The following is a 23,585-nucleotide window of genomic DNA, read 5'->3' as shown; positions in this document are numbered from 1 at the left end:
TATTCGGGCTTTGTGTTCGGATTTCAGTATATTTTGCGTACCTTTGCCCCGAAGTACGACCCCGTGGCAGCAACTGTGGGAGGCTTTCCTATACGGAGGCGGCACGCAGGCAGGCTTCATCTTCAGGGAAAGACGGACAAGAACCTGCGCTAACAACGCGAAGCGCAGGGAAAAGAGGAACACCCCTATCCCACGAAAAACCTCACCACAAACAGTCAACACCGAACCCGAACAAATACGAATGACGGAAAACATCCTGAGCGAAACGGTATGGATGCCCCTGCAAACCATCTACAACAAAGAGTTGCTGGTGGGCGAATACCTGCGAGAAAAACATATCGAGTATTACATACCCATGAGCTACGAGCTGCACGAAGCCCACGGCGACCCGGAACAGGGCAGGCGCACGCTTGTACCCGCCATCCACAACCTGCTGTTCATCCGCTGCCGGTACGACGAGGAATGGTGCCGCCGCTTTGTGCGCGAATCGCCCCACCCCGTCTACTTCCTGAAGCGCGAACGGGCGGGAAACGGGTTTTGCACCGTGGGCGAGGCGGAGATGCAGAACTTCATCCGTGCCACCAACCCCGACATCGAGGGGACGCGCTTCGTGAACCCCGAAAAGCTGAAGGGCAAGAAGGGCACGCCGGTACGCATCGTGAAACCGGGACCGCTGTATGGCGTGACGGGAACCTTCGTGCGCTACGGCGGAAAGCATTACATCGCCATACAGATGCCGCAGAGCACCACGCTCATCAAGGTGAGCTACACGTGGTGCGAACTGATCGAATGATTTTCCATTCACCACAGATTACACGGATTATTATTTTTTGAAACGCGGATTCACGCGGATTAGCGCGGATTAATAATTTTATTATTTTTTCATCTGCGAAAATCTGTGTAATCTGTGGTGAAAAAATATCTGCGGAAATCTGTGTAATCTGCGGTGAAAGAAAACAGTAAAAAATAACAACACTACGACATCACCCGGCAGGTACTCCGCACGGAGTCAGGGCACGGCATCGGTTGATTATGAATTTATTAACTAAAACAGCTCACCACAGATTACACAGATTATTATTTTTTGAAACGCGGATTCACGCGGATTAGCGCGGATTAATAATTTTATTATTTTGTTCATCTGCGAAAATCTGCGTAATCTGCGGTGAAAAAATATCTGCGAAAATCTGTGTAATCTGCGGTGAAAAAAAAGACGGTGGAAAGCGACAAAAAACGTAGGGGCGTATCGCATACGCCCGTCAGCATCCGAATGGATAAAAATATTAGATAAACAAACAACTTAACAGAAGCTAAAAAATAAATATAGGAAATATGCAAAATACTTCAAGAACAGCTAAAAGCATTCACAATGTAAAAGTTGCTCTTTTGTTTTATATCCTAAACCTGATACTTCAGTTCTTTTCAAGAAAGATATTCTTAGATTACTTGGGGAGTGAAGTTTTAGGATTAAACACCACGGCACAAAATTTATTGGGCTTTCTTAATCTGGCAGAATTGGGTATCGGGAGTGCCGTGGCATATAACCTCTACAAACCTCTGTTCGACCAAGACCGAACCGCAATTAACGCGATTGTATCTGTTCAGGGATGGCTTTACAGACGTATCGCTTACATCGTAATCATAGGAGCTTGCATTTTGATGTGCTTCTTCCCAATGATATTCGCAAAAGCCCAAGTTCCGCTTTGGTATGCTTACGGCTCGTTTATCGCCCTATTAGCAGCTGCTTTATTGAGCTACTTTGTCAACTACCGACAAATCGTATTATCGGCAGACCAGAAAGAATATAAAATTACCTTATCCGTACAAGGAGTAAAAGTCGTAAAAATTCTTTTCCAGATTCTTGCTATCCGTTTTCTTGAACATGGCTACGTATGGTGGATGGGGTTAGAAATCGTAATGGCTGCCGTAACATCTTACGTACTTGATAAAAATATCCGTAAAGAATATCCGTGGCTACAGCCTAAAGTTTCAGAAGGCAAAGCATTGCAAAAACAGTATCCGGGAATCATTACCAAGACAAAACAAATATTTTTTCATAAGATAGGATACTTTGTTCTAACCCAAACCAGCCCACTGGTCATTTATGCTTATACCTCACTCACACTGGTAGCCATCTATGGAAACTACATGCTAATTGTATCAGGGGTAACCTTATTAATAAATGCTCTGTTAAACAGCATCGCAGCCGGAGTGGGGAATTTAGTGGCAGAAGGGAATAAACAGAAAATAAAATCCGTGTTTTGGGAATTAACAGCATTACGTATGTGGATTGCATCTGTTATCTGCTTTGGAATGTATGTATTAGGAGATTCATTCATTATACTGTGGGTAGGAAACGAATATATTCTCCCTCAATCTGCATTCATTATATTAATCATAACTACATTTATAAACCTGTCGCGGACAAATGATGCCTTCATTTCTGCTTACGGACTATATCAGGATATATGGGCACCCATAGCTGAAGCATCACTTAATTTAGGCCTTTCCATTTTATTGGGATATTACTACGGATTAACAGGAATACTTTTAGGCGTTTTAATCAGTCAAATCATCATAGTATATAGTTGGAAGCCTTATTTCCTTTATAACAAGGGGTTTAAAGATAGTTTTACAGAATACATCTTGCGTTATATCAAATATATCGGTTTATTGTTGATTGCTTGTTTAATAAGTAATCTAATCATAAAAAGACTTACCAATATCTCAATTCTAAATTACCTGCAATGGAGTATTTATGGCTTCATAACTATACTTATCTATGCTTCTACCAGCCTTCTTTTATTAAGCTGTACAGATAGTGCCTCCCGCAAATTTCTAAAACGAATTTATAAAATAATAAAAGCGTAGTTTCTTTTTATGAACATTTCAATCATAGTGCCAGTCTACAATGTAGAGCCTTACATAGAGCGATGTATTCGCTCAATCATGAATCAAACATTTACGGAAGGAGTTGAATGTATTCTCATAAATGATTGTACTCCTGATAATAGCATAAGAATAGTACAGCAACTAATCAATGAGTACAAAGGGAACATACAATTCCGTATACTATCAAACGAACATAATCAAGGAATTGCGTCTGTTCGTAATATTGGATTACAAGCCGCAAAAGGAACTTATATACAATATATAGATAGCGATGATTATGTAGAACCTGACATGTTAGAAACTTTATACAAAAAAGCATGTGGATCATCAAGCGATATCCTCGTATACGATTATTATTGTGAAAATAAAAATCAAACCATAATAAAAAAACAACAAGCTGTCTCCAGCCCCAATGAGTGTGTAAGTTTGCTACTAAAAAATGAAATACCCGGATATTTGTGGAATAAATTACTGAAGAAAGATTTCTTATTGGAAAAACATATTCATTTTTTTGAAGGAGTGAATATGTGGGAAGATTTAATCGTATTATTGCTTTGTTATTTATCCGAGCCAAAGATAAACTATCTGCCTTATGCCGGTTATCATTATATTCAATATAATCCTAATTCTATTGTAAGTGATATAACAATAGCACAAGTAAATAATAAAATCAAAGCCTGCCAAATAGTAGAAAAAATACTGAAAGATAAAGGAGTATATGAAAAATACAAATTAGACTTTACATGCTTGATCATGGAAGCTAAAAATAATTTCATTCTCACAAAGAATCTAAGAAATTACAAACGATGGAAGGAGTTATGGCCAGAAGTCAATAAATGGATATGGAAAATAAATAAAAGATGGGATATCCGACTTATCTATTGGTTAGCTGCTATAAGATGTTATTGCATCTCCAGATTCATATTTCGTACAAAAGAAAAAATAAAGAATTTTTATGTCTCAATCAGAAAATAGTCCGTCAGTCAGCGTTATCGTACCTATTTACAAAGTCGAGAAGTATATTGAACGTTGCGCAATAAGTCTACTAAGCCAAACGCTAAAAGATATTGAATATATCTTCATCAATGACAACAGTCCGGATAAAAGCATGGATATTTTATCCCAATGCATTCAAAAATATCCTTCCCGCTCTAAACAAATCAAGATAATAACCCACCAACAGAATTTAGGTTCGGCCGCTGCACGGAATGACGGAACGAAAATAGCAACAGGTCAATATATCATACATTGTGATGGAGATGATTGGGTAGAAAAAGACATGTATGAAAAAATGTATCAGAAAGCTATCAAAGAAAATGCAGATATTGTTATATGTGATTATTATGCCGAATATTCAAAAAAACGAGTTTATCATTCTCAACACACAATTAATGACAAAAATGACTTCCTAAAACGCCTATTATGGGGAAAACTACATAATTGCATGTGGAACAAATTAATAAAAAGAGAACTATATGCACAACTTGACTTCACTTGGATAAACGGAATCAATATGTGGGAAGATGTTTCAATCATCTCAAGATTAGCCTTTTATTCCAATACGATAGCATATATCCCGACAGCTTTTTATCACTATACACAAACAAACAATAATGCGTACACAAAAATCTGGAATCTTTCTTCATTAGACAATGTGGCAAAGGTCATACATATTATTGATGACTTTTTCACGCAACAAGGAGAATCATATCAACGCGATTTATTTTATTTCAAATTACGAGCCAAATATACTTTATTACGACATGCTCCCAAAGAACTTTTCAATAAATATCGCTTGATATTCCCTGAAACAACCCCTTATGTATTCAATCATCCGGCTTTTTCTTCTTATGACAAAGTAGTTATGTGGTGCTGGATACACTCATACGACTTTATCGCTTCCGCTATTTTAAATACACTTTCAATAATAAAAAAAATAATAAGATAAGAATATGAATCCTCTAATCAGCATTATTATTCCAGTCTACAATATAGCTTCAAAAATCAAACCCTGCATTCATAGTATATTACAGCAGTCATGCCAAGAATTTGAAATAATAGTGGTTGATGATGGAAGTAATGATGGCAGCGGGAATATATGTGACGAATTTCAAAACTTAAAAAATATTCAAATAATTCATCAGCCCAATTCGGGTGTTACTGCTGCAAGACAAAAAGGAATAGAAAATGCTCATGGCGAATGGATATGTTTCGTTGACGGTGACGATACCCTTCCGACGGATTCTCTGCAAGTACTTATTGATAACAGCCATAACGTAGACATTGTGGTTGGAAATGTAATACCCATAACTCCCACCGGTGAGATGCTCAAAAAAGAATCTGTTTCAGAAGCAATGCTTTTATCATCAACTGATTTCATAAAGAAACTATTAGAACATAAAATCGGAACATATCCAGTAGGCAGACTTTTTAAAAGAAGTTTATTCGATCACTTCACATTGGATTTGCCCCGAAACATCCGCAGAGGAGAGGATTTTATAATGAACATCCGATTAGCAGCAAAAGCCAAACAAATACGAGTCATAAGTAACCATGTATATAATTATATTCAATATCCTGACAGCAGTCTTCACCGCTTTGTCAACAGCTGGAATTATGAAAAAGTATTTGATAAGCATTTAATGGAGTCTTTACAAAATGCCCACCTGCAACATACATGTAAAGAAAGCATCATTCATGCTCATATACGTTCGTTATTAGGAGGTTTAACCGATCCTGAGTTATCGCGTCAGGACAGTTTCTTCAAGCAAATCAAGAAAGAAGCAAAAGAGGTCGCCTTATCCAAAAAAGAAAAAGCCATACTTTTTTTAGCCGGTATTCCTTTCCCTATACGAAAAAGACTTTACGTTATACTTAAAAAGTTATCAGTGCGATAAAGGATTTCCATCATAGTTTTTCCAATAAAAGCTACCACAAAACTCATGATTGGACTTACATTATTTTTATTAATCAGCATTCTCCTGTCATGGTGCGGTACTAAACTGCAAGTACCTTTTGCCAAACAGGTTTTTATATTCCTATTGATATTAATTCTCGGTTTACGCCATGATGTTGGGAAAGACTACCCCACTTACGAACTGATTTATAACGTTCCAGATTCGGTACAAGCCAATGCGGTAGAACCCATTTGGCATTTGATTAATTATATCTTACGCTATTTGGGATTTCAAGCAAGAGGATTCTTTTTCTTTACTTCCGTAATCGTGATGGTCTGTTTTTATAAAGGGATAAAAAATATGTCTTCCCATTTTTACGTGTCTGTCACTTTATTTGTCTTGCTCGGACTCTATTACGAATCAGCCAACATTGTGCGCCAATACGTAGCCATATCCATATTATTTTGCGGATTTCACTATTTGGTGGAGGGAAAGATAAGGAAATACATGATTTGGATTCTTTTTGCCGCCTTGTTTCACACCAGCGTCTTGATTATTTTCCCTCTCATATTATTAAGCCGTTTCCGCTATCCTCCTATTTTGCTTTTAGCGGCATTAGCCATCAGTTTCTTGTTTGGGAACACGATTCTAAACACACTCATTAATTATGTCATGCCGTCTTTAGCCTCACTTGACCTTTATCAATACGGCGTAGATGATTTTGACGCAGGAGTAAGCAGCGGGGTATTGAAACTGTTTTATAACCTGTTTGCATGTGGCATATTATTCTTATTTATGTACAGACCACCGTCAAAATGCGCTTATTTTCACATACTGTTAAACATGGTTGTTATCGGAATGATTTTATACAACACATTCTATCTGTTTCAACCTGCCCGACGGCTTTATCTCTATTTCTTTACATACTTAATCTTACTCATTCCCTACTGTGCGGAATATTTCAAAAGAACTTCACAGCTTATCATGATAGGGATAACGTATCTAATATTTCTGTTATTCCTGATCAAAGCTAACGTGGGTATCCCCTACAATTTTGATGTTTCATTTTTTTAATATCGGAAAATATGATTGTCGGAATCAATTTAATAGCTCTAAGCACCCAAACCGGGACAGGACCTTTCAGCTATATCAAAAGGATATTGACTCAAATGGGAAAATATCAAATATCTGATTGTCTATTCATCATATACAAGCAAAAACATATCCCGAAAGAATATTTTGAAGTTCCACCCGAATTAAATGTAACCTTTGTTGATGTACCAACATTGGGTAACGGGATTCGGCGAATTATATTCGAACAGACTCTGTTTTATTTTTACATAAAAAAATGTGATGCTTTTTATAGTTTTTGCACTTCGATGCCGCTCTTTGTCAGAACGAAAAGGTTTTTTACTTTACACGATGTGTACTATCTGACATTCAGCAAGCGATACGGTAAAATTAAAACCATGTATCTGAAATGGATTACCAAACTATACATCAGGCAAAGCAGAAAAGTGTTCACCGTATCAGAATACAGCAAGAATGAAATTTGCGATTTACTGAATATTGACAAAAATAAAATAGAAATCACTTATAATTTCGTTTTACCCTCCCCTCCACAGACTATCACTCTTCAGAAAATAAAAGACGTAAACGGTAATAACGTAGACTTGAACAAACGATTTTTCTTATATGTGGGAAGCCTGCAACCCGGAAAAAACATACAAGGAATGGTAGACGGATTTAGATTATTTATGGAAAATAATCCCGACTGGCAACTTATCATAGTAGGCAAACCCACACACAAGGGAGAAAGTATCATTAATTACATAAAAAACAGAAGCAACGTTTTTTATTTGGGGTATCAGCCCGGAAACGTAGTCGACTACTTGTTCAGCAAATGTTTTGCTACCGTCCTACTCTCTTTCTGTGAAGGTTTCGGCATCCCGCCTATCGAGGGATTCCTATATGGGAAACCAACATTGGTATCTGACAGAACCAGCCTTCCGGAAGTGGCTGGAGAAGCCGGCATAAAAGTCAATCCGTATAACATACAAGAGATTTCCGAAGGATTTGAAACGTTGACAAAACGGTATGACGATTATGCCCGAAAGGTAGAAGGGCAACTGAAGAAATTCAGTCCGGAAAACTCGGTTGAAACATTCATGAAAACAATCGGAATACCTTTCTCAAAGAGAACGTAAACTTTTAATTATCAAACTTACACCAAATAGATCTATGAAATTCGGTATTATCACCCACTACGATGTACATAACCACGGTGCATTGCTTCAGTTAAACGCGCTGGTACAAGTCTTGTCGCAAAAGGGTATCAAGGCTTATGCGCTACAATTCGACAAGAATTACGACTTTTTGGGCGTTGAACTGAAAAACAAATATAATATCAGTATCAAATCTGTCGCTTTTTACTTGGAATATCTGAAGGAACAGGGGGTTAAGAAAACCACATTCAACGTTAAAAAGAAGAAGCTGTTGGAGGCTTTCAAACAGCAACAAAACCTTGTAGGAGGATATTATACGAGGGAAAAAGACTTGAGTGCAGTCGTTATAGGCAGCGATGAGGTGTTTGCGCTGCATACGGGACCCACGCCTATTTTTTTCGGACACGCACGTCCTTGCGACTTTGCATTCTCGTATGCCGGCAGTTTCGGACCTACGAATCTTAAAGACATCCAAGAGGCTCACTGCGTTCCTTTCGTGACAAGCGGACTGGCTTCTTTACAAGGGATTTCGGTACGCGACTTAAATTCGGCTCAGATAGTAGAGCAACTGACGAACACCAAGCCCACGCTGGTATGCGACCCCGTTATCTTATACGGATATGCCAACGAATTGTCGCAAACCGTTCCGGTTGATTTGCCTCCCTACTTGTTGGTATATGCCTACGACAAGAACATGAACGGCAAAACCGAAACGGATGCCATTCGGGAATACGCGAAACGTCACAACCTTAAAATAGTTTCGGCGGGATTCTATCATGACTGGTGCGATTATAACATCAATGCCGACCCCGTCCGGCTGTTGCATTATTTCTTACATGCCCGCTGCATCATAACAGACACATTCCACGGAAGCGTGATGTCTCTCATTACCAACAGGCAGTTTGCCGTGATTACACGTGACAACGGAAACAAACTCTGCAACCTGCTGAAAGAATACAGTCTGACCGACCGTATAACAGCGGGCGACTTGGATTTTGAAAAGGTATTCGCCCAAGCCATCGACTATGCCGAAGTAAACAAGGAAATGGAAAAACGCAGGGCTGAATCAATGGCGTATCTCGACAGCATGATTAAACAGGTAAAAGCATGAATAACATAACATCGCCTAACAGCATACACCCTTGTACAAGCTGTCAGCTATGTGCAGCAGTATGCCCTAAAGGAGCTATCACAATCCGGACAAACGAGGAAGGTTTTTACCGCCCCGTGTTGGATGAATCACTCTGTATTGACTGCGGTTTATGTACCAAAGTTTGCTACAAGTACAAACCGATAACTCCCACTCCACCATCAGACTACCCGAACATTGAGGTATGGGCGGCTGCCTGCAAAGATGAGCAGGTACTGAAAGAAACCACATCGGGAGGCGTAGCAGACGTTTTTGCCCGTGAGTTAATCAAACAAGGATATTACTGCTGCGGAGTAACTTACGATTCTGATGCAAACCGGGCTGTAAACCAAATTGCCGTTAATGAGGCTGAAACTCTTGCGTTCAGAGGGTCGAAATATATACAATCGTACACATTTTCGGCATTTAAAAAACTAATCAGCGAATACGCAGGCAAGAAGATAGCCGTATTCGGAACTCCTTGCCACATTTTCGCCATCGACCAATATCTAAGGTTCAGGAAAAAGCGCGAACAAGCCATCTTAATAGACTTTTACTGTCACGGATGCCCATCGCTCAACCTATGGAAAAAATACGTCAAAGAGAACTTACCCGACAACGGCACTTTAAGCAATGTAAGATTCAGAAGCAAACACCGGGGATGGGGACGATATTGCATAGAGGCAAACACTCCTAAAGGGAAATATATAAGTCCTACAGTCAATGACTCATTTTACACACTTTTCTTCTCCGACCACGTTTTGAACGAAAGCTGTCATACTTGCGAACTAAGAAGTACCCTGCAATACACGGATATACGAATCGGAGATTTTTGGGGAAAACTCTATGATTTCAATAAAAAGGGAGTTTCGATTGTCACTCCCGTTACCGAGGTTGGTAAATCGCTGTTCAAAGATGTAAAAGACCGACTCATAACAAACAGACATCGGCAAACGGACGTAATTCCTTATCAAAGTTGGGGAAAAACCTATACCCCCAACGCCCCGCTACGTAAACGGCTGTTGACTGAACTTGCCGATGAAAATATACCGCTTAAAAACACTATAAAACATTATCGCGAAAGTCTGACGGGCAAACAACGACTGAAATTAGGAATAAAAAACATTATTCTCCGTTTGCCCTCACCTATCATATCACTAATAAAAAAAATCTACCATTAAAAATTATGGCTGAACCTTTTTCCGTTCTTTTATCCGTCTATAAAAAAGAACAGCCGGCTTACCTCCGAGAATGCCTCGACAGCTTATTCACACAAACTTTAATGCCCGATGAAATCGTGTTGGTGAAGGATGGTCCGCTCACCGACGAACTCGACCGCACGATTGACGAATATGTGCAGCTACACCCGGAACTGAAGGTGGTGGCGTTGCCGCAGAATCGGGGACTGGGCTGTGCGCTCAACGAGGGGCTGAAGCATTGTTCTTTCTCGCTCGTGGCACGAATGGATACCGATGACATCGCCAAGCCGGAGCGGTTTGAAAAGCAAATCAGGGTGTTTGCGGAGCATCCCGAAGTGGACGTGTGCAGCGCGTGGATTGAGGAGTTTTACGAGGATACGAGCCGGGTGGTGTCGGTGAAAAAACTACCTGAGCTGCATCCGGAAATCCTGAGGTATGCCCGCAAGCGGTGTCCGGTAAACCACCCCGCTACCGTGTTCCGTAAGGAAAAGGTCTTAGAGGCAGGGGGCTATCCGCCTATTCCGATGTATGAGGATTACGGGCTGTGGGTGAGGATGTTGGCACGCGGATGCCGTTTCTATAACCTGCCTGAAAGTGTGTTGTACTTCCGCACTTCGCCCGACACGTTCAAACGCAGGGGCGGATGGGAGTACGTGAAAAAGGAGATTAATTTGTTAAGGTATATGAGGAAGATAGGCTTCATCTCGACACCCGTGTTTTGCCAGAATGTGGCTATACGGCTGGTGGTCAGACTGATGCCAAACAGTATACGTGGTTTCATTTATAAACATTTGCTCAGAAAATAAATTATGGAACAGAACATCAACAATACGCAAACTGAAAACCGGAAGGAACAGGAAATCGACCTGCTGGAGCTGGTAGGAAAACTGTGGAGAAAGAAGAAACAAATCTGCAAGGCGGCGGGATATGGCGCACTGATAGGATTAGTGGTGGCATTCAGCCTGCCGAGGGAGTACACCGTGTCGGTCACGCTCTCGCCTGAATCGGGAAAGACAGGAGGAAGCAGTCTGATGGGGATGGCTTCGATGTTGGGGCTAAGCGATGCTACCATCGCCGATGCCGATGCACTGAACGTATCGCTTTTCCCGGAAATCATAGCATCGACACCGTTTGCGCTGGAGCTGTACTCCATGCAGGTAAAACCGGAAAAGAGTGATACCACCGTGGCGTTGCACCAGTTTGTGGAGGAGCAAAGCAAACCGTGGTGGGGGTATGTTTTCGCGCTTCCGGGAAAGGCTATCGGGGGAGTGATGTCGTTGTTCAGCGATAAGGAAGAGGAGGAACGTATCGCGCCCGACCCGTTCCACCTGACGCGCAAGGAGGAAAAGAGCCTGATGTTGATTAAAGAATCGATGAAAGCGGAAGCCGACAAGACTACGGGGATTACCACCATCACGGTTACGCTGCAAGACCCTGTGGTGACGGCGGTGGTGGCTGACAGCGTGGTAAACAAGTTGCAACAGTACATTGCCGACTACCGCACGCGGAAGGCTACCGAGGACTTTAACTATCAGGAGGTTATCTATAACAAGGCGAAGGCGGAGTTTTACAGCTTGCAGCAGGAGTATGCGCGGTATGTCGACCGGAACCAGAAGATAACGCTTCAGTCGGCAAAGATTGAGCAGGAGCGGATGAAAGATCAGTACGACCTTGCTTACCAGTTGTTCCAGCAGGCTGCCACGCAGTTGGAGGTGTTCCGCGCGAAGATTCAGGAAGACAAGCCGGTATTTGCCGTGGTAGAGCCTGCCAGTGTGCCGCTCAAGCCGTCGGCTCCGCGCAAGGTAATCATTCTCATCGGGTTTGTGTTCCTCGCCGTGGTAGGCAGCGGGGCGTGGATTCTCTTCGGCAAAGAGCTGTGGGAGGATGTGAAAAAAGGAATCCGCGGGTAGTTTTTTTTCACCACAGATTACACAGATTATTCTTTTTTGAAACGCGGATTCACGCGGATTTACGCGGAGTAATAATTTTATTTCTTCATCTGCGAAAATCTGTGTAATCTGTGTTAAAAAACATTTCCATACGCAAAATAATAAATTGTTTAATCTGTGTAATCTGTGGTGAAAATTCCCACACAGCATTATATCCGTGTAATCGGTGGTGAGAAAAGAGGGATAACGCGGCTGTGGGGGGTGAACTCCGTGGCGGAGAGGTTGAAGGGAGCGATGCGGACGGCGTGCAGCGGTGCGGCGGGCTGGCTGCGGAGGCGGTCGGCGTAACCGGAAAAGGGTTCTTCGGGACGGCGCGGGGGGAAACCGGGGGCGATGACGATGATGCCGCTCACCCACTCGGTGTGACTGATTTCTTCACACAGGGGAAAGACGGTGCGCACGATGCCACTGTCGTCAAGCTCTACCACGTGGAGGTCGAGCATTCTCTGTTCGCTCGACAGATAGATGCGGCGGGCGGCAAATCGCTTCATAATCATCGGGGTGAGGCGGTGCGCACTTTGCGGTTTTTCACTTCGGGAGCTTCCGCTTCGTCGTCGGCAGGTTTCGATGCCGGGGCTACCGAGGCACTGCCGTTGTGGTTGCGCGTCAGGCTGATGCCGTTTATCAGCACGCTGCCCTCTGAGGCGAGGTCGGAATCGTAATAAATAAATCCGTTGATGGTTTTAAACTTATACGCCGAGTCAGCACGGAGCGTAATGCGCTGCGTCCCCGACGAGGTGATGACGCGCGTAATGCCTTGCGTGCTGTCGTTGTCGAAGGTAAAGTTCAGTCCCATCACCGCTTTGGCTTTTTGGCGGGCTTGAGGCATGAAAAGGAAATTCGCCTCCCACGTCATGCCGTCGTGAGGCCTGAACGAGGTGTCGGCACGCAGTTCGAAAGTCACCTTATTGGTCAGTTCAGACGATGAGAGCCAGTAAAGCGAAGGCATGTCTACCGTGTCGCGGAAGAGCGTAAGCGAGGTCTGCCCGCTGCGCCGGTCGGCAAACTTGCGCACCTGTTTTCCGTCGGCCTCGAAGCGTTTCAGCAGATTGTCGTAGATGGCAGCCAACTCCTCACCGTGACGCGAGTACCACACCATCGACGAATCGAACTCTGCCTCGGTCACGCCGTGCTTGCTGAACACGTATGCGGCATAAGCCTCTTTCTTGTAACTTTCGGTATGGGGCAATTCGCCTTGCAGCGTGGTGCCGAGGTGGTAATCGTACAACAGATTTTCCATTTCGGCAGGCTGGATGATGTCGGACGGAATCTGCTTTCCACATCCCGCCAGTGCGCCTGTCACGGCTGCTGCCACAAGCCAACTTGCGTATCTCTTACTTTTTTTCATGCTCTTCTTTGGTGTTCAGGTAACGGCTGTAAAATATCAGCAGGGCGATGATGCCGCAACTGATTGAGGCATCGGCAAAGTTGAATATCGGGCTGAAGAAGATGAAATGGTCGCCACCCACCCACGGCATCCACTGCGGCCAGTAGGTGTCGATAATCGGGAAGTAGAACATGTCGACCACCTTTCCGTGAAGCCAGTCGGCATAGCCTTCTCCGATGGGAGTCCACGTAGCCACCTGAAAGGGAGTGCTCTCTGAGAATATTTCACCGTAGAACACACAGTCGATGATGTTTCCCACGGCTCCGGCGAGTATCAGCGCGAGGCAGACCACGTATCCGTTTGCCACGCGGCGTTCCTTGCGGCGCACGATTGAAACCAGATACCATGTGATGAGGATTACAGCCACGATGCGGAACAGCGTGAGAAACAGTTTGGCGAATATCTCCAAACCGAACGCCATGCCGGGGTTTTCGGTGAAATAGATGTAAAACCAGTCGGTGACGCGGATGTTTTCGTGGAGCGCCATGTTGGTTTTCACCGCAATCTTGATTACCTGATCAATCACTAATACCAAAAAAACAATCAGGGCAGCCATCCGCCCCTGAGTGAGCCATTTCTTCATACGCAGGTATTGAAACGGGGAGACACACCGCCTCCCCTTCTTTTTTTTTACTTGTTTAATTATTTCTTTCCGGCCTGTTTTGCTTCGATGCTCAACGTAGCGTGAGGAACCGCCCGGAGGCGTTCGGCAGGAATCAGCTTGCCGGTTTCACGGCAGATTCCGTACGTTTTGTTCTCGATGCGCACCAGTGCCGCACGCAGGTTCTGGATGAATTTCAACTGACGGGATGCCAGACGGGTGGTTTCTTCTTTCGAAAGCGTGTTGGCGCCTTCTTCAAGCACCTTGTAGGTGGGCGAAGTATCGTCGGTATCGTTTCCGTCGGTGTTCATGATACTACTTTTTAATTTCTCATAGTCGCGCTCGGCGAGCTGAAGTTTTTCCATGATAATGGCGCGGAACTCCTCAAGTTCGGCATCCGAATATCTCGTTTTTTCAGCCATAGTTTTTAAGTTTTAAAAAGTTAATTAATAGTATCCGGTCTTCCGCGTCCTCAGCACGAGGACGCAGAGACGGATGTGTTCTTTTCTCACAATTTGGTTACCTTTATCATCAGCGAATAGTCGTCGAAGCTCAGCTCGGTGGCATCCGCCACTTCGTCGGCAAGCGTCAACGAGTTTGCCAATACTTGGTTGCAAATATACGTATTATATTCGGTTACCGCATCATCGGTGTTCGGATTTTTCGACAAAACAATGTCTATCTTGTCGGTTATTTCGAAACCGCTGCTCTTACGGATGTTCTGGATGCGGTTTACCAGTTCGCGGGCGATACCTTCGCGGCGAAGCTCGTCGGTTACGGTTACTTCGAGCGCCACGGTGAGGCGGCCTTCGTTTGCCACGAGCCATCCGGGGATGTCTTCGCTGAAGATGTCGACGTCGGCGGCTTCGACCACAGCTTCCACACCGTCGAGGGTGAACGTGTAGCTGCCTTCACGCTCCAAGCGTGCGATTTCTTCTTGCGTCATTCCCGACACGGCGGCTGCCACGGCTTTCATCTGCTTGCCGAACTTAGGTCCGAGCTTCTTGAAGTCGCACTTCACACGTTTTACCAGCACGCCCGAATCGCCTTCCACGAAGCGGAGTTCTTTCACGTTTACTTCGCTCATTATCAAGTCTTTCACAGCTTCGATGTGGCGGCGTTGTTCCTCGTCTACCACCGGCACCATGATACATTGCAGGGGTTGGCGCACCTTGATGTTCACCTTGCGGCGCAGGGCGAGCACCATCGAGGTAACATCTTGTGCCATCTGCATACGTGCCTCTAATTCTTTGTCGATGAGCGACTCGTCTGCCACGGGGAAGTTTGCCAAGTGTACAGACACCACGTTGTCGCGTCCGGTTACCGAGGTGAGGTCCATGTACAGGCGGTCGGCGTAGAACGGTGCGATGGGCGCCATGAGGCGTGCCACGGTTTCCAAGCATACGTACAGCGTCTGGTATGCCGAGAGCTTGTCGGCCGACATCGAGCTGCCCCAGAAGCGTTTGCGGTTCAGGCGCACGTACCAGTTGCTGAGGTTGTCGTTTACGAAATCGGTAATCAGTCGTCCTGCCTTCGTGGGTTCGTAGTCGGTGTAACAAGCGTCAACATCTTTTACCAGCGAGTTAAGCAGCGAGAGTATCCAGCGGTCGATTTCGGGACGTTCGCTTACGGGTACTTCGGGTTCGGCGTAGGTAAATCCGTCGACGTTGGCATAGAGGGCGAAGAACGAGTAAGTGTTATACAGCGTGCCGAAGAATTTGCGGCGCACTTCGTCTACTCCGTCGGTATCGAACTTCAGGTTGTCCCACGGCGAGGAGTTGGTTATCATGTACCAGCGCAGGGGGTCGGAACCGAATTTCTCGATGGCTCCGAAGGGGTCGACGGCGTTGCCCAATCGTTTCGACATCTTGTTTCCGTTTTTGTCGAGCACGAGTCCGTTTGACACCACGTTTTTAAACGCCACGCTGTCGAACACCATCGTGGCGATGGCATGGAGCGTGAAGAACCATCCGCGGGTCTGGTCTACTCCCTCGGCGATGAAGTCGGCGGGATAGTATGAACGGCTGTCTATCAGCTCTTTGTTTTCGAACGGGTAATGCAGTTGGGCGTAAGGCATCGAGCCGGAGTCGAACCACACGTCAATCAGGTCGGTTTCGCGCTTCATCGGTTTTCCGCTCGGCGAAACGAGGATGATGTCATCCACGTAGGGGCGGTGGAGGTCGATGAGGTCATAGTTTTCTTTCGTATATACGCCCGGCACGAACCCTGCTTTTTTGTATGGGTTGCACTCCATGACGCCTGCGGTAACAGCCTTCTCCACTTCCGCATAGAGTTCTTCAAGCGAGCCGATACATTTTTCCTCTCCGTCTTCGCTGCGCCATACGGGTAACGGCGTACCCCAGTAGCGCGAACGGCTCAAGTTCCAGTCGTTGAGGTTTTCAAGCCACTTGCCGAAGCGTCCCGTGCCGGTCGATTCGGGTTTCCAGTTGATGGTTTTGTTCAGCTCCATCATGCGTTCCTTGCAGGCGGTAGAGCGGATGAACCAACTGTCGAGCGGATAGTAAAGCACGGGCTTGTCGGTGCGCCAGCAGTGCGGATAGTTATGCACATGTTTCTCGGTCTTGAACGCCAAGCCTTGCTGCTTGAGCATCATGCAGAGGTACACGTCGAGCGATTCGGCTGCCTGAGCTGCCTTTTCGTCGTATTTTCCGTCGATGGTGAACTGGGGGTCGTAAGCGTTTTTCACCCAGCGTCCTTCGTATTCCTTGTATTTTTCCACATCGATGCAAGTGCTGACGAATGTTTCGTCCAGCTCGCTCATCAGGAAGAACTTACCCGTGAGGTCTACCATCGGGCGGGTTTCTCCTTTCTTGGTAATCATGAACAGCGAGGGGATGCCTGCCGCGCGTGCCACGAAAGCGTCGTCGGCTCCGAAAGTGGGCGCGATGTGAACGATACCCGTACCGTCTTCGGTGGTCACGTAATCGCCGGGGATGACGCGGAACGCTTTGGCAGATGCCTCGTGCCACGTGCCGTCTTCGGCTGCCTCAACGGGTTTCACCCACGGGATGAGCTGTTCGTACTCCATTCCCACGAGGTCGGTACCCTTGTAGCGTCCCACTATCTCGAAGGGAATCAGCTTGTCGCCCGGCTTGTAGTCGGCCAGCGCGATGCCTTCCGCCTTCTTGTTGAAGTGAGTATAGAGCAGGTCTTCGGCAAGCACCACGGTCATCTTCTCGCCCGAATAAGCGTTGTAGGTGCGCACTGCCACGTAGGTATATTTCGGTCCTACGCAGAGGGCGGTATTCGAGGGGAGCGTCCACGGCGTAGTGGTCCACGCCACGAAGTAAGGCGTCCCCCACCCCGTCATTTCGGGTTTGGGATTTTTCATCTTAAACTGAGCCACCACGGTGAGGTCTTTCACGTCGCGGTAACATCCGGGCTGGTTCAGCTCGTGCGAGCTGAGCCCCGTTCCGGCAGCGGGCGAATAAGGCTGAATGGTATATCCTTTATACAGCAATCCTTTCGCGTAGAGCTGTTTGAGCAGCCACCACAGGGTTTCGATGTATCGGTTATCGTAAGTGATGTAAGGGTTATCGAGGTCTACCCAGTAACCCATCTTGTGAGTAAGGTCGGTCCACTCTTTGGTGAATTTCATCACATCCGTGCGGCAGTGGCGGTTATACTCTGCCACCGAGATGGTTTTACCGATATCCTCTTTGGTAATTCCCAATGCCTTCTCAACCCCCAGTTCGACGGGCAGCCCGTGGGTATCCCATCCCGCTTTCCGCTTCACCTGATATCCTTTCATGGTTTTAAATCGGCAGAAAGTATCTTTAATGGTACGCGCCATCACGTGATGAATGCCCGGCATACCGTTTGCCGAAGGAGGGCCCTCGTAGAATACAAACGAAGGACAGCCCTCGCGTTCCGTCATACTGCGGGAGAAGACATCGTTCTCATCCCATTTTTTCAGCACTTCCTTGTTTACTTCCGACAGGTTGAGCTGCGAATATTCGGTAAATTTCTTACTCATAATCTATCTCTCTTGTTTTTCTTTTATTATTTCCTAAAACTTGCACATTCGGCGGGGAGGAAATAACCTCCCCAAATTTAGGGTGCAAATTTATAAGAAAAAAGAATAAGAGTAAAACATTTGAGATAGTATTCTCATTAACAACACTTAAAAATGGTTTCCATCAGTCGTCGATGTCGATAACCTGCATCTGATTGTTGAACTTGATTTCCCAGCGGTTAGAGAGCTTCACTTCGTATTCTTTCTTGCTTCGTTCTATCTTCAGAATCTCGGCGTCGGGATAGTTCGTTTTCACGTAATCGCGTATGGCTGCGGGCACGATTGCCTCCGGCACGGGGTTCCGTGTACATTTCACTTCCGTCCACCCCCCGGTGCGGTCGAACTCCACCTTGTCGCCGTTGGTAAATATCACCTCGTAGTTTTTCGAGAGCATATCGCTTTCCATTTTAGCCAGCGCCACTTTGTGCTTACTGAAATGGGTGGTGATGAAAGTCTGCGCCGGTGTGGGCAACTGTCCTATCTGGATGGGCTTGTCGCTGTCGGCAAGTGCGGCAGTCGAAAACGTAAACACGCATACAAGCAAAAGGAATAATTTCTTCATGATTCATACATTTTAAAAAGTGGGATAATCGTTTCGCTACTGCAAAGATGGGAAACGAATCTGAAAAGAATTTGAAATCAGGGATAATTAAGGATTAATAATAGAGGAATGAAAAATGAATAATGGGATGTGAACAAGCATGACCGTTGTTCATTTTTCATTGCTCTATTTATTCTAAAAAGGTAAACCATAATCATCGAGGCAATCATCACAAACCATTTGCGGGGATGGTACAAATGCCATATCTTTAATTTTCTTACAATAGGCCATTCGCAAGCCACAGTCATCAATCTCCTCCCTGCGCGATTTGCTCAAAGCCAAAAATCCGCTATCTTGTTCAATGCCCAAAAAACGTCTCCCGGTAAGCGAGGCAGCTATACCCGTGGTGCTGCTTCCTGCAAAAGGGTCAAGTATCCACGCTTTAGGCTCTGTTGATGCAAGGATTATCCGGACCAACAAGCTTAATGGTTTTTGTGTGGGGTGTTTCCCGCAAGACTTTTCCCAACGTGCGATAGCCGGCAGATTCCAAACATCCGTCATCTGTTTTCCGCCATTGACAGCTTTCATCAACTCATAATTGTAGTAATGAGGCTTGTTCTTATGCTTTCTTGCCCAAATAACAAACTCTGTGCTGTATGTAAAAAAACGGCAAGAGATATTGGGCGGAGGATTGGTTTTGGCCCACGTAATAACATTAAGAATCCTGAAGTCCGCCTGCTGTAAGGCATTTGCCACGGAAAAGATATTGTGGTAAGTACCACTAATCCATATCGTTCCGTTATCTTTCAGTTTTTCCCTGCATAAAGTAATCCATCGCAAATTAAAATCATCGACAGATCCGGCAGTTCCACCTTTGTCCCATGCTCCTTTATCCACGCTTACCACTTTACCACTTTGAACGCTGAAGCCACCATTGCTGAGGAAATAAGGCGGATCGGCAAATATCATGTCAAACTTAAAATCAAATTGTGACAGCAAATCCGTACAATCGCCTTCAAGCAAAGTGAAATCGCGGTTAAAAGATTTATAATAAGCCTGCATCATCGTTGATAAGACGGAACAATTTCTTCATCTATACTTTCATCCGGAACAGGCAGCCCTAATTCTTGCAAAGGTATATAGTCAAAGTAATATTTACACCCTACACTAATAATATAGTCTAACGTATCTTTGTAACATTCTTTCTTAAACCAGCTGTCTAAGATGTAACAATACTCAACCCGGTAATTGAGTTCAGAAAAGAGTTTAATGTATTGTTTCTTTTTGAAATCACACGTCTGTAATTTCTCATCCACACTGCCAGCCACTTCCTGATGTTTTACTTCCAATATAAATGCCGTATTATTGATTATCACATAAATGCAATTATCCGGAAGCAGTTTTTTAGAAATATGTTTTGTCCAATCAATGTTATTTCGCCCCAAAAACTTATATAATTCATGTTTCTTGAATAACCGTGCCACAAGTTCTCCCTTGAAATATACTTTTGTATCTTCAACAGAATAATCTTTTTGCGTATTCAGAAAATCTTTCAGGTCTACTTTTGCTTCATATCGGAGCCCGGTCAATGTGTTGGATCCTCCTGTTCCACCTCTAATCATAGTCTTAAACTTAATTGCTTTTCTACTTGTCGGTAAATAATATTTTTTTGTTGCTTGTCTGTATAATTACGCACCAAAATTTCAGTGAGCTTACCACGTTTTGAGCCATCAGCATTAACACTTCTGGAAGCCCATACTCTATTGATATCGTAATCTTCGAATAAATCATCAAAAAAACGATCGCTTCCATCCCGCCCCAAGCAATCGGAATTGCTCAGCATGAAAGGGACATTTATAGATTGAAGCCGATCGCAAAAATGCTTCAGGCGGATTTGAGCATCATCGTTAAATGATTCTTTTGCATAATCATTAAAACTTGAAGTATTGCTCAATGGGCGGTAAGGCGGATCGAAATAAAAAAATGTATCGCCTTTTATATACTCAAAAGTTTGCTCAAAATCGCCTGTCAGAATCGTTACATTTTGCAATAGCCTGCTATCTGCATAGATGGTATTAACGTCGCAAATAAGCGGACGGTTATAACGCCCGCAGGGGACATTAAACTTTCCTGCCTTGTTCACACGGTACAGACCATTGAAGCAGGTACGGTTAAGGAAAAAGAAAAGAGTAGTATTTTCTATCGGGTCGGAAGGCTTATTATTAAAGCGATCCCGGATACGCATATAATATTCCTTTTTCGCTTCTTCACTCTCTACTCGATAATAATCTTCTTGAATAGCAGTAAGAGAGCGTATAAGTTCCTCCGGATGGTCACGAACCGTTACATAACACGTTGTCAAATCCGGATTTATATCATTTATAATGGCATGTTTTATATTCTTATGCGATTGAAGCATGTGAAATAACATAGCACCTCCTCCCACAAACGGCTCTATGTAAGTAATTTCCTCCCTTTTGTCAAAGTCAGCCGGAAGCAATGCTTCAAGTTGTTCGATGAGTTGGGTTTTCCCGCCAACCCACTTGATGAAAGGTTTCGCTTTTGTCATTGTGTATATAAAATATTCGATTAGAATACAAAGGTACAAAATACGATATGAATTTTGGGCTCAGAGGCTGCTTAAAATTTCCTATCGAGGTAATTTATGTTTCCTGCATAATCAGCTGCGCGATACGGTAAACACATGCCTTCCGTCGGCATAGCGGTAAGTTACTGACAGATGGCTCGCCTTACATACGGAGTCGACCAGAGCCAGTCCCAGTCCCGTGGAACCTTCTTTCTTGCTGCCCTGATAAAAGCGTTCGAAGATGCGTTTATCGTCAAGCGGATGTTCGCCTGTATTGCTAATTTCGAAGGAGGCCGCAGTAAAGGAGACGGTTATCTCGCCACCTTCGTCGGCATGTACGAAGGCGTTTTTCAGCAGGTTGGCTACCAGCACCGATGCCAGCGACTCGCTCATCGTTACGCGGAAAGTGGCGGCTTCGGTCACTTCTACCCGGATGTGGCGGTAGGCGTATACCTCCTGATAATCGTCGAGGTAGGTGCGGAATAGCTTGTTCAGGCAGATTTCTTTCTCGTCGGAGAACTGGTGGTTCTCTATCTTACACAGCAGCAAGAGCGAGCGGTTCATGCGCGTCAGCGACTCCAGCGTCTGATGGGTCTTGGCAAGCTCGGAGAGCTGTTTCTCGGTAAGCGTGTCGTCTTCCATCAACATTTCCAGCCGGTTGAGGGAGATGGCAAGGGGAGTCTGCATCTCGTGTGAGGCGTTTCCGATGAAAAGTTTCTGCTGTTCGTACACTTTCTCGCTGCGCTCGGTGAACACCACCGCCGCATCGTTTAGCTTACGGAACTCCGAGACGGGGGTGTCGTTCGTCAGGGGTTCATTCTTGCCGCCCAAGCGGTACTTGTCTAACCAGCCGAGCAAGCGGTAGAGGGGTTTCATGTTGCGCTGGAACACCCACGCATTGACGGCAAGGATGGCGAGCAGCAGCAACACGTAGAGGAAAACAATCCACCCCAAGAGGGCGCGCCGCAGGTCGAGTTTCTCGATGGTGGGAGCGTAAACCACCAGCTCCATGTAGCGTCCGTCATCGGTTTGGAAGATGGTCATGAGCACACGTGCCGGCTCGGTTTCTTTTTTTTCTTCGATGTATACCATCTCGTCGCGGTACGTAATGTGGGGATACGAGCGGGCGTATTCTTCGCTCACTTCGTAGAGGTAATACTGGTTGTTCGAGCCGCTGTTTTTCGAGGGCATCTCTTCGCCCGACAGCCAGCGGATGATGAGCGTCTCGGCGTAATCGCCCAGCGAGTCGTCGGTCTCATCGTTTACCTCCTCGATGATAGCCCAGTAAAAGAACACCGCCCACACCGTGAGGATTGCCACGAGCAGGGCGGACACGCGCCACATAACGAGATGGAAGAGCTTCATTCTATCACAAATTTATAGCCGATTCCGTAAACAGCCTTCAGTTCCGGCGTGGCTCCCGCTTCTTTCAGGTGGCGGCGCAGGTTTTTTATCTGGGCGTAGATGAAATCGAAGTTATCCACTTGGTCGATGTGGTCGCCCCACACCGATTCTGCCAGCGTGTTCTTGTTGACCAGCCGTCCGGGACGCAGCATGAAGTATGAAAGAATGTCGTACTCCTTGCGGTTCAGCTCCACTTCCTTCCCTCCTATCAGCACCTTGAAGAGGTCGGGGACAAGCTCGATGTTCCCGTACCGGATGGTGTGTTCTCCTTCGCGCGTGTTGCGTCGGAAGAGGCTTTTCAGGCGGGCATGGAGTTCGGCAAGGTGGTAAGGTTTGGGCAGGTAATCGTCTGCTCCGAGGTCTAATCCCTTCACCTTGTCCTCTAACGAGTCTTTTGCCGAGAGGATAATCACATTCGTACGTTTGCCCAGCGCACGCAGCTCGCCGAGCAGGTCGAGTCCGTTGCCATCGGGCAGCATGATGTCGAGCAGGATGCAGTCGTAATCATAATCCTCTATCTTGCGGAGTGCCGTCATGTAGTCGGGAGCCTGCGACACCACGTAGCGTTCTTTTTCGAGCGAGCGGGTGGTTATCTCGCGCAGGTCGTTGTCGTCTTCTACTATGAGTATCTTCATATCGGTTTCATGATTAGGGTGATGCGCAAATATACGAAATCCGGCGGAATAAAAAAATGAATGCCTGCAATTTGCCAACACAAGAGGGTATAAAAACGCTGCG

22 protein-coding genes are annotated in these 23,585 nt (G+C 45.3%); 11 read left to right on the top strand and 11 right to left on the bottom strand.

What is annotated here, in order from left to right; all coding sequences use genetic code 11:
* Positions 1-43 precede the first annotated feature (43 nt).
* The 11 genes from M3085_RS04305 (at position 44) to M3085_RS04255 (ending at position 12,252) form a co-directional block, all read left to right on the top strand.
* Positions 44-793, top strand: a complete 750-nt coding sequence (locus tag M3085_RS04305) for a UpxY family transcription antiterminator (protein ID WP_225230867.1) — start codon at positions 44-46, stop codon at positions 791-793.
* Positions 794-1,332: 539 nt separating this feature from the next.
* Positions 1,333-2,871, top strand: a complete 1,539-nt coding sequence (locus tag M3085_RS04300; protein WP_249052387.1) for a lipopolysaccharide biosynthesis protein — start codon at positions 1,333-1,335, stop codon at positions 2,869-2,871.
* 9 nt (positions 2,872-2,880) lie between these two features.
* Entirely contained in the window at positions 2,881-3,867 is a 987-nt protein-coding gene (locus M3085_RS04295) for a glycosyltransferase family 2 protein (RefSeq protein WP_249052386.1), read from the top strand.
* On the top strand, positions 3,848-4,840 hold the full coding sequence (locus tag M3085_RS04290) for a glycosyltransferase family 2 protein (protein WP_249052385.1): 993 nt from the start codon (positions 3,848-3,850) through the stop codon (positions 4,838-4,840). Before M3085_RS04295 ends, M3085_RS04290 begins: the two co-directional genes overlap by 20 nt.
* 4 nt (positions 4,841-4,844) lie before the next feature.
* Positions 4,845-5,789, top strand: coding sequence for a glycosyltransferase family 2 protein (locus tag M3085_RS04285; RefSeq protein ID WP_249052384.1), 945 nt, complete (start codon positions 4,845-4,847; stop codon positions 5,787-5,789).
* A 45-nt stretch (positions 5,790-5,834) separates the two neighbouring features.
* Positions 5,835-6,863 (top strand): EpsG family protein, encoded by a 1,029-nt coding sequence (locus tag M3085_RS04280; RefSeq protein WP_249052383.1) that lies wholly within the window; start codon positions 5,835-5,837, stop codon positions 6,861-6,863.
* Positions 6,864-6,874: 11 nt separating this feature from the next.
* The gene (locus tag M3085_RS04275) at positions 6,875-7,996 is read left to right on the top strand and encodes a glycosyltransferase family 4 protein (RefSeq protein WP_178256981.1); all 1,122 of its coding nucleotides are present in this window, start codon (positions 6,875-6,877) and stop codon (positions 7,994-7,996) included.
* A 34-nt stretch (positions 7,997-8,030) separates the two neighbouring features.
* The gene (locus tag M3085_RS04270) at positions 8,031-9,125 is read left to right on the top strand and encodes a polysaccharide pyruvyl transferase family protein (protein ID WP_249052381.1); all 1,095 of its coding nucleotides are present in this window, start codon (positions 8,031-8,033) and stop codon (positions 9,123-9,125) included.
* On the top strand, positions 9,122-10,324 hold the full coding sequence (locus M3085_RS04265; RefSeq protein ID WP_249052380.1) for a Coenzyme F420 hydrogenase/dehydrogenase, beta subunit C-terminal domain: 1,203 nt from the start codon (positions 9,122-9,124) through the stop codon (positions 10,322-10,324). Before M3085_RS04270 ends, M3085_RS04265 begins: the two co-directional genes overlap by 4 nt.
* A gap of 5 nt (positions 10,325-10,329) precedes the next feature.
* Complete coding sequence (locus M3085_RS04260) at positions 10,330-11,148, top strand: glycosyltransferase (protein ID WP_249052379.1); 819 nt, start codon at positions 10,330-10,332, stop codon at positions 11,146-11,148.
* 3 nt (positions 11,149-11,151) lie between these two features.
* Positions 11,152-12,252, top strand: a complete 1,101-nt coding sequence (locus tag M3085_RS04255) for a Wzz/FepE/Etk N-terminal domain-containing protein (protein WP_249052378.1) — start codon at positions 11,152-11,154, stop codon at positions 12,250-12,252.
* A 188-nt stretch (positions 12,253-12,440) separates the two neighbouring features.
* On the opposite strand, the gene M3085_RS04250 is transcribed toward M3085_RS04255, so the two are convergent.
* From M3085_RS04250 to M3085_RS04200, 11 genes are all read right to left on the bottom strand, one after another.
* Entirely contained in the window at positions 12,441-12,782 is a 342-nt protein-coding gene (locus M3085_RS04250; RefSeq protein ID WP_249052377.1) for a hypothetical protein, read from the bottom strand.
* Positions 12,783-12,784: 2 nt separating this feature from the next.
* Positions 12,785-13,639: a DUF4296 domain-containing protein gene (locus tag M3085_RS04245; RefSeq protein WP_249052376.1), complete on the bottom strand. Its 855-nt coding sequence runs from the start codon at positions 13,637-13,639 to the stop codon at positions 12,785-12,787.
* On the bottom strand, positions 13,626-14,261 hold the full coding sequence (locus M3085_RS04240; protein ID WP_249052375.1) for a lipoprotein signal peptidase: 636 nt from the start codon (positions 14,259-14,261) through the stop codon (positions 13,626-13,628). The genes M3085_RS04245 and M3085_RS04240 overlap by 14 nt, the downstream gene beginning before the upstream one ends.
* A 59-nt stretch (positions 14,262-14,320) precedes the next feature.
* Positions 14,321-14,701, bottom strand: a complete 381-nt coding sequence (locus M3085_RS04235) for a TraR/DksA family transcriptional regulator (RefSeq protein WP_178256973.1) — start codon at positions 14,699-14,701, stop codon at positions 14,321-14,323.
* An 86-nt stretch (positions 14,702-14,787) separates the two neighbouring features.
* Positions 14,788-18,276, bottom strand: coding sequence for an isoleucine--tRNA ligase (gene ileS / locus M3085_RS04230; protein ID WP_249052374.1), 3,489 nt, complete (start codon positions 18,274-18,276; stop codon positions 14,788-14,790).
* Positions 18,277-18,439: 163 nt separating this feature from the next.
* A complete protein-coding gene (locus M3085_RS04225) occupies positions 18,440-18,877 on the bottom strand; it encodes a PepSY-like domain-containing protein (RefSeq protein WP_191709612.1) in 438 nt (145 codons plus the stop codon).
* A gap of 174 nt (positions 18,878-19,051) precedes the next feature.
* Positions 19,052-19,921 (bottom strand): DNA-methyltransferase, encoded by an 870-nt coding sequence (locus M3085_RS04220; RefSeq protein WP_249052373.1) that lies wholly within the window; start codon positions 19,919-19,921, stop codon positions 19,052-19,054.
* On the bottom strand, positions 19,918-20,478 hold the full coding sequence (locus tag M3085_RS04215) for a hypothetical protein (RefSeq protein ID WP_204499809.1): 561 nt from the start codon (positions 20,476-20,478) through the stop codon (positions 19,918-19,920). Before M3085_RS04215 ends, M3085_RS04220 begins: the two co-directional genes overlap by 4 nt.
* A complete protein-coding gene (locus M3085_RS04210) occupies positions 20,475-21,425 on the bottom strand; it encodes a DNA adenine methylase (RefSeq protein ID WP_204499810.1) in 951 nt (316 codons plus the stop codon). Before M3085_RS04210 ends, M3085_RS04215 begins: the two co-directional genes overlap by 4 nt.
* A 111-nt stretch (positions 21,426-21,536) precedes the next feature.
* Positions 21,537-22,808: a sensor histidine kinase gene (locus M3085_RS04205; RefSeq protein ID WP_249052372.1), complete on the bottom strand. Its 1,272-nt coding sequence runs from the start codon at positions 22,806-22,808 to the stop codon at positions 21,537-21,539.
* Positions 22,805-23,482: a response regulator transcription factor gene (locus M3085_RS04200; protein WP_191709614.1), complete on the bottom strand. Its 678-nt coding sequence runs from the start codon at positions 23,480-23,482 to the stop codon at positions 22,805-22,807. Before M3085_RS04200 ends, M3085_RS04205 begins: the two co-directional genes overlap by 4 nt.
* Positions 23,483-23,585: the final 103 nt, after the last annotated feature.

Source organism: Bacteroides caecicola (assembly GCF_023337095.1).
In the GTDB taxonomy this organism is placed as follows: Bacteria; Bacteroidota; Bacteroidia; order Bacteroidales; family Bacteroidaceae; genus Phocaeicola; species Phocaeicola gallinarum.
Note: the sequence above shows the minus strand (reverse complement) of the source record. Positions and strands in the feature narration are given on the sequence as shown.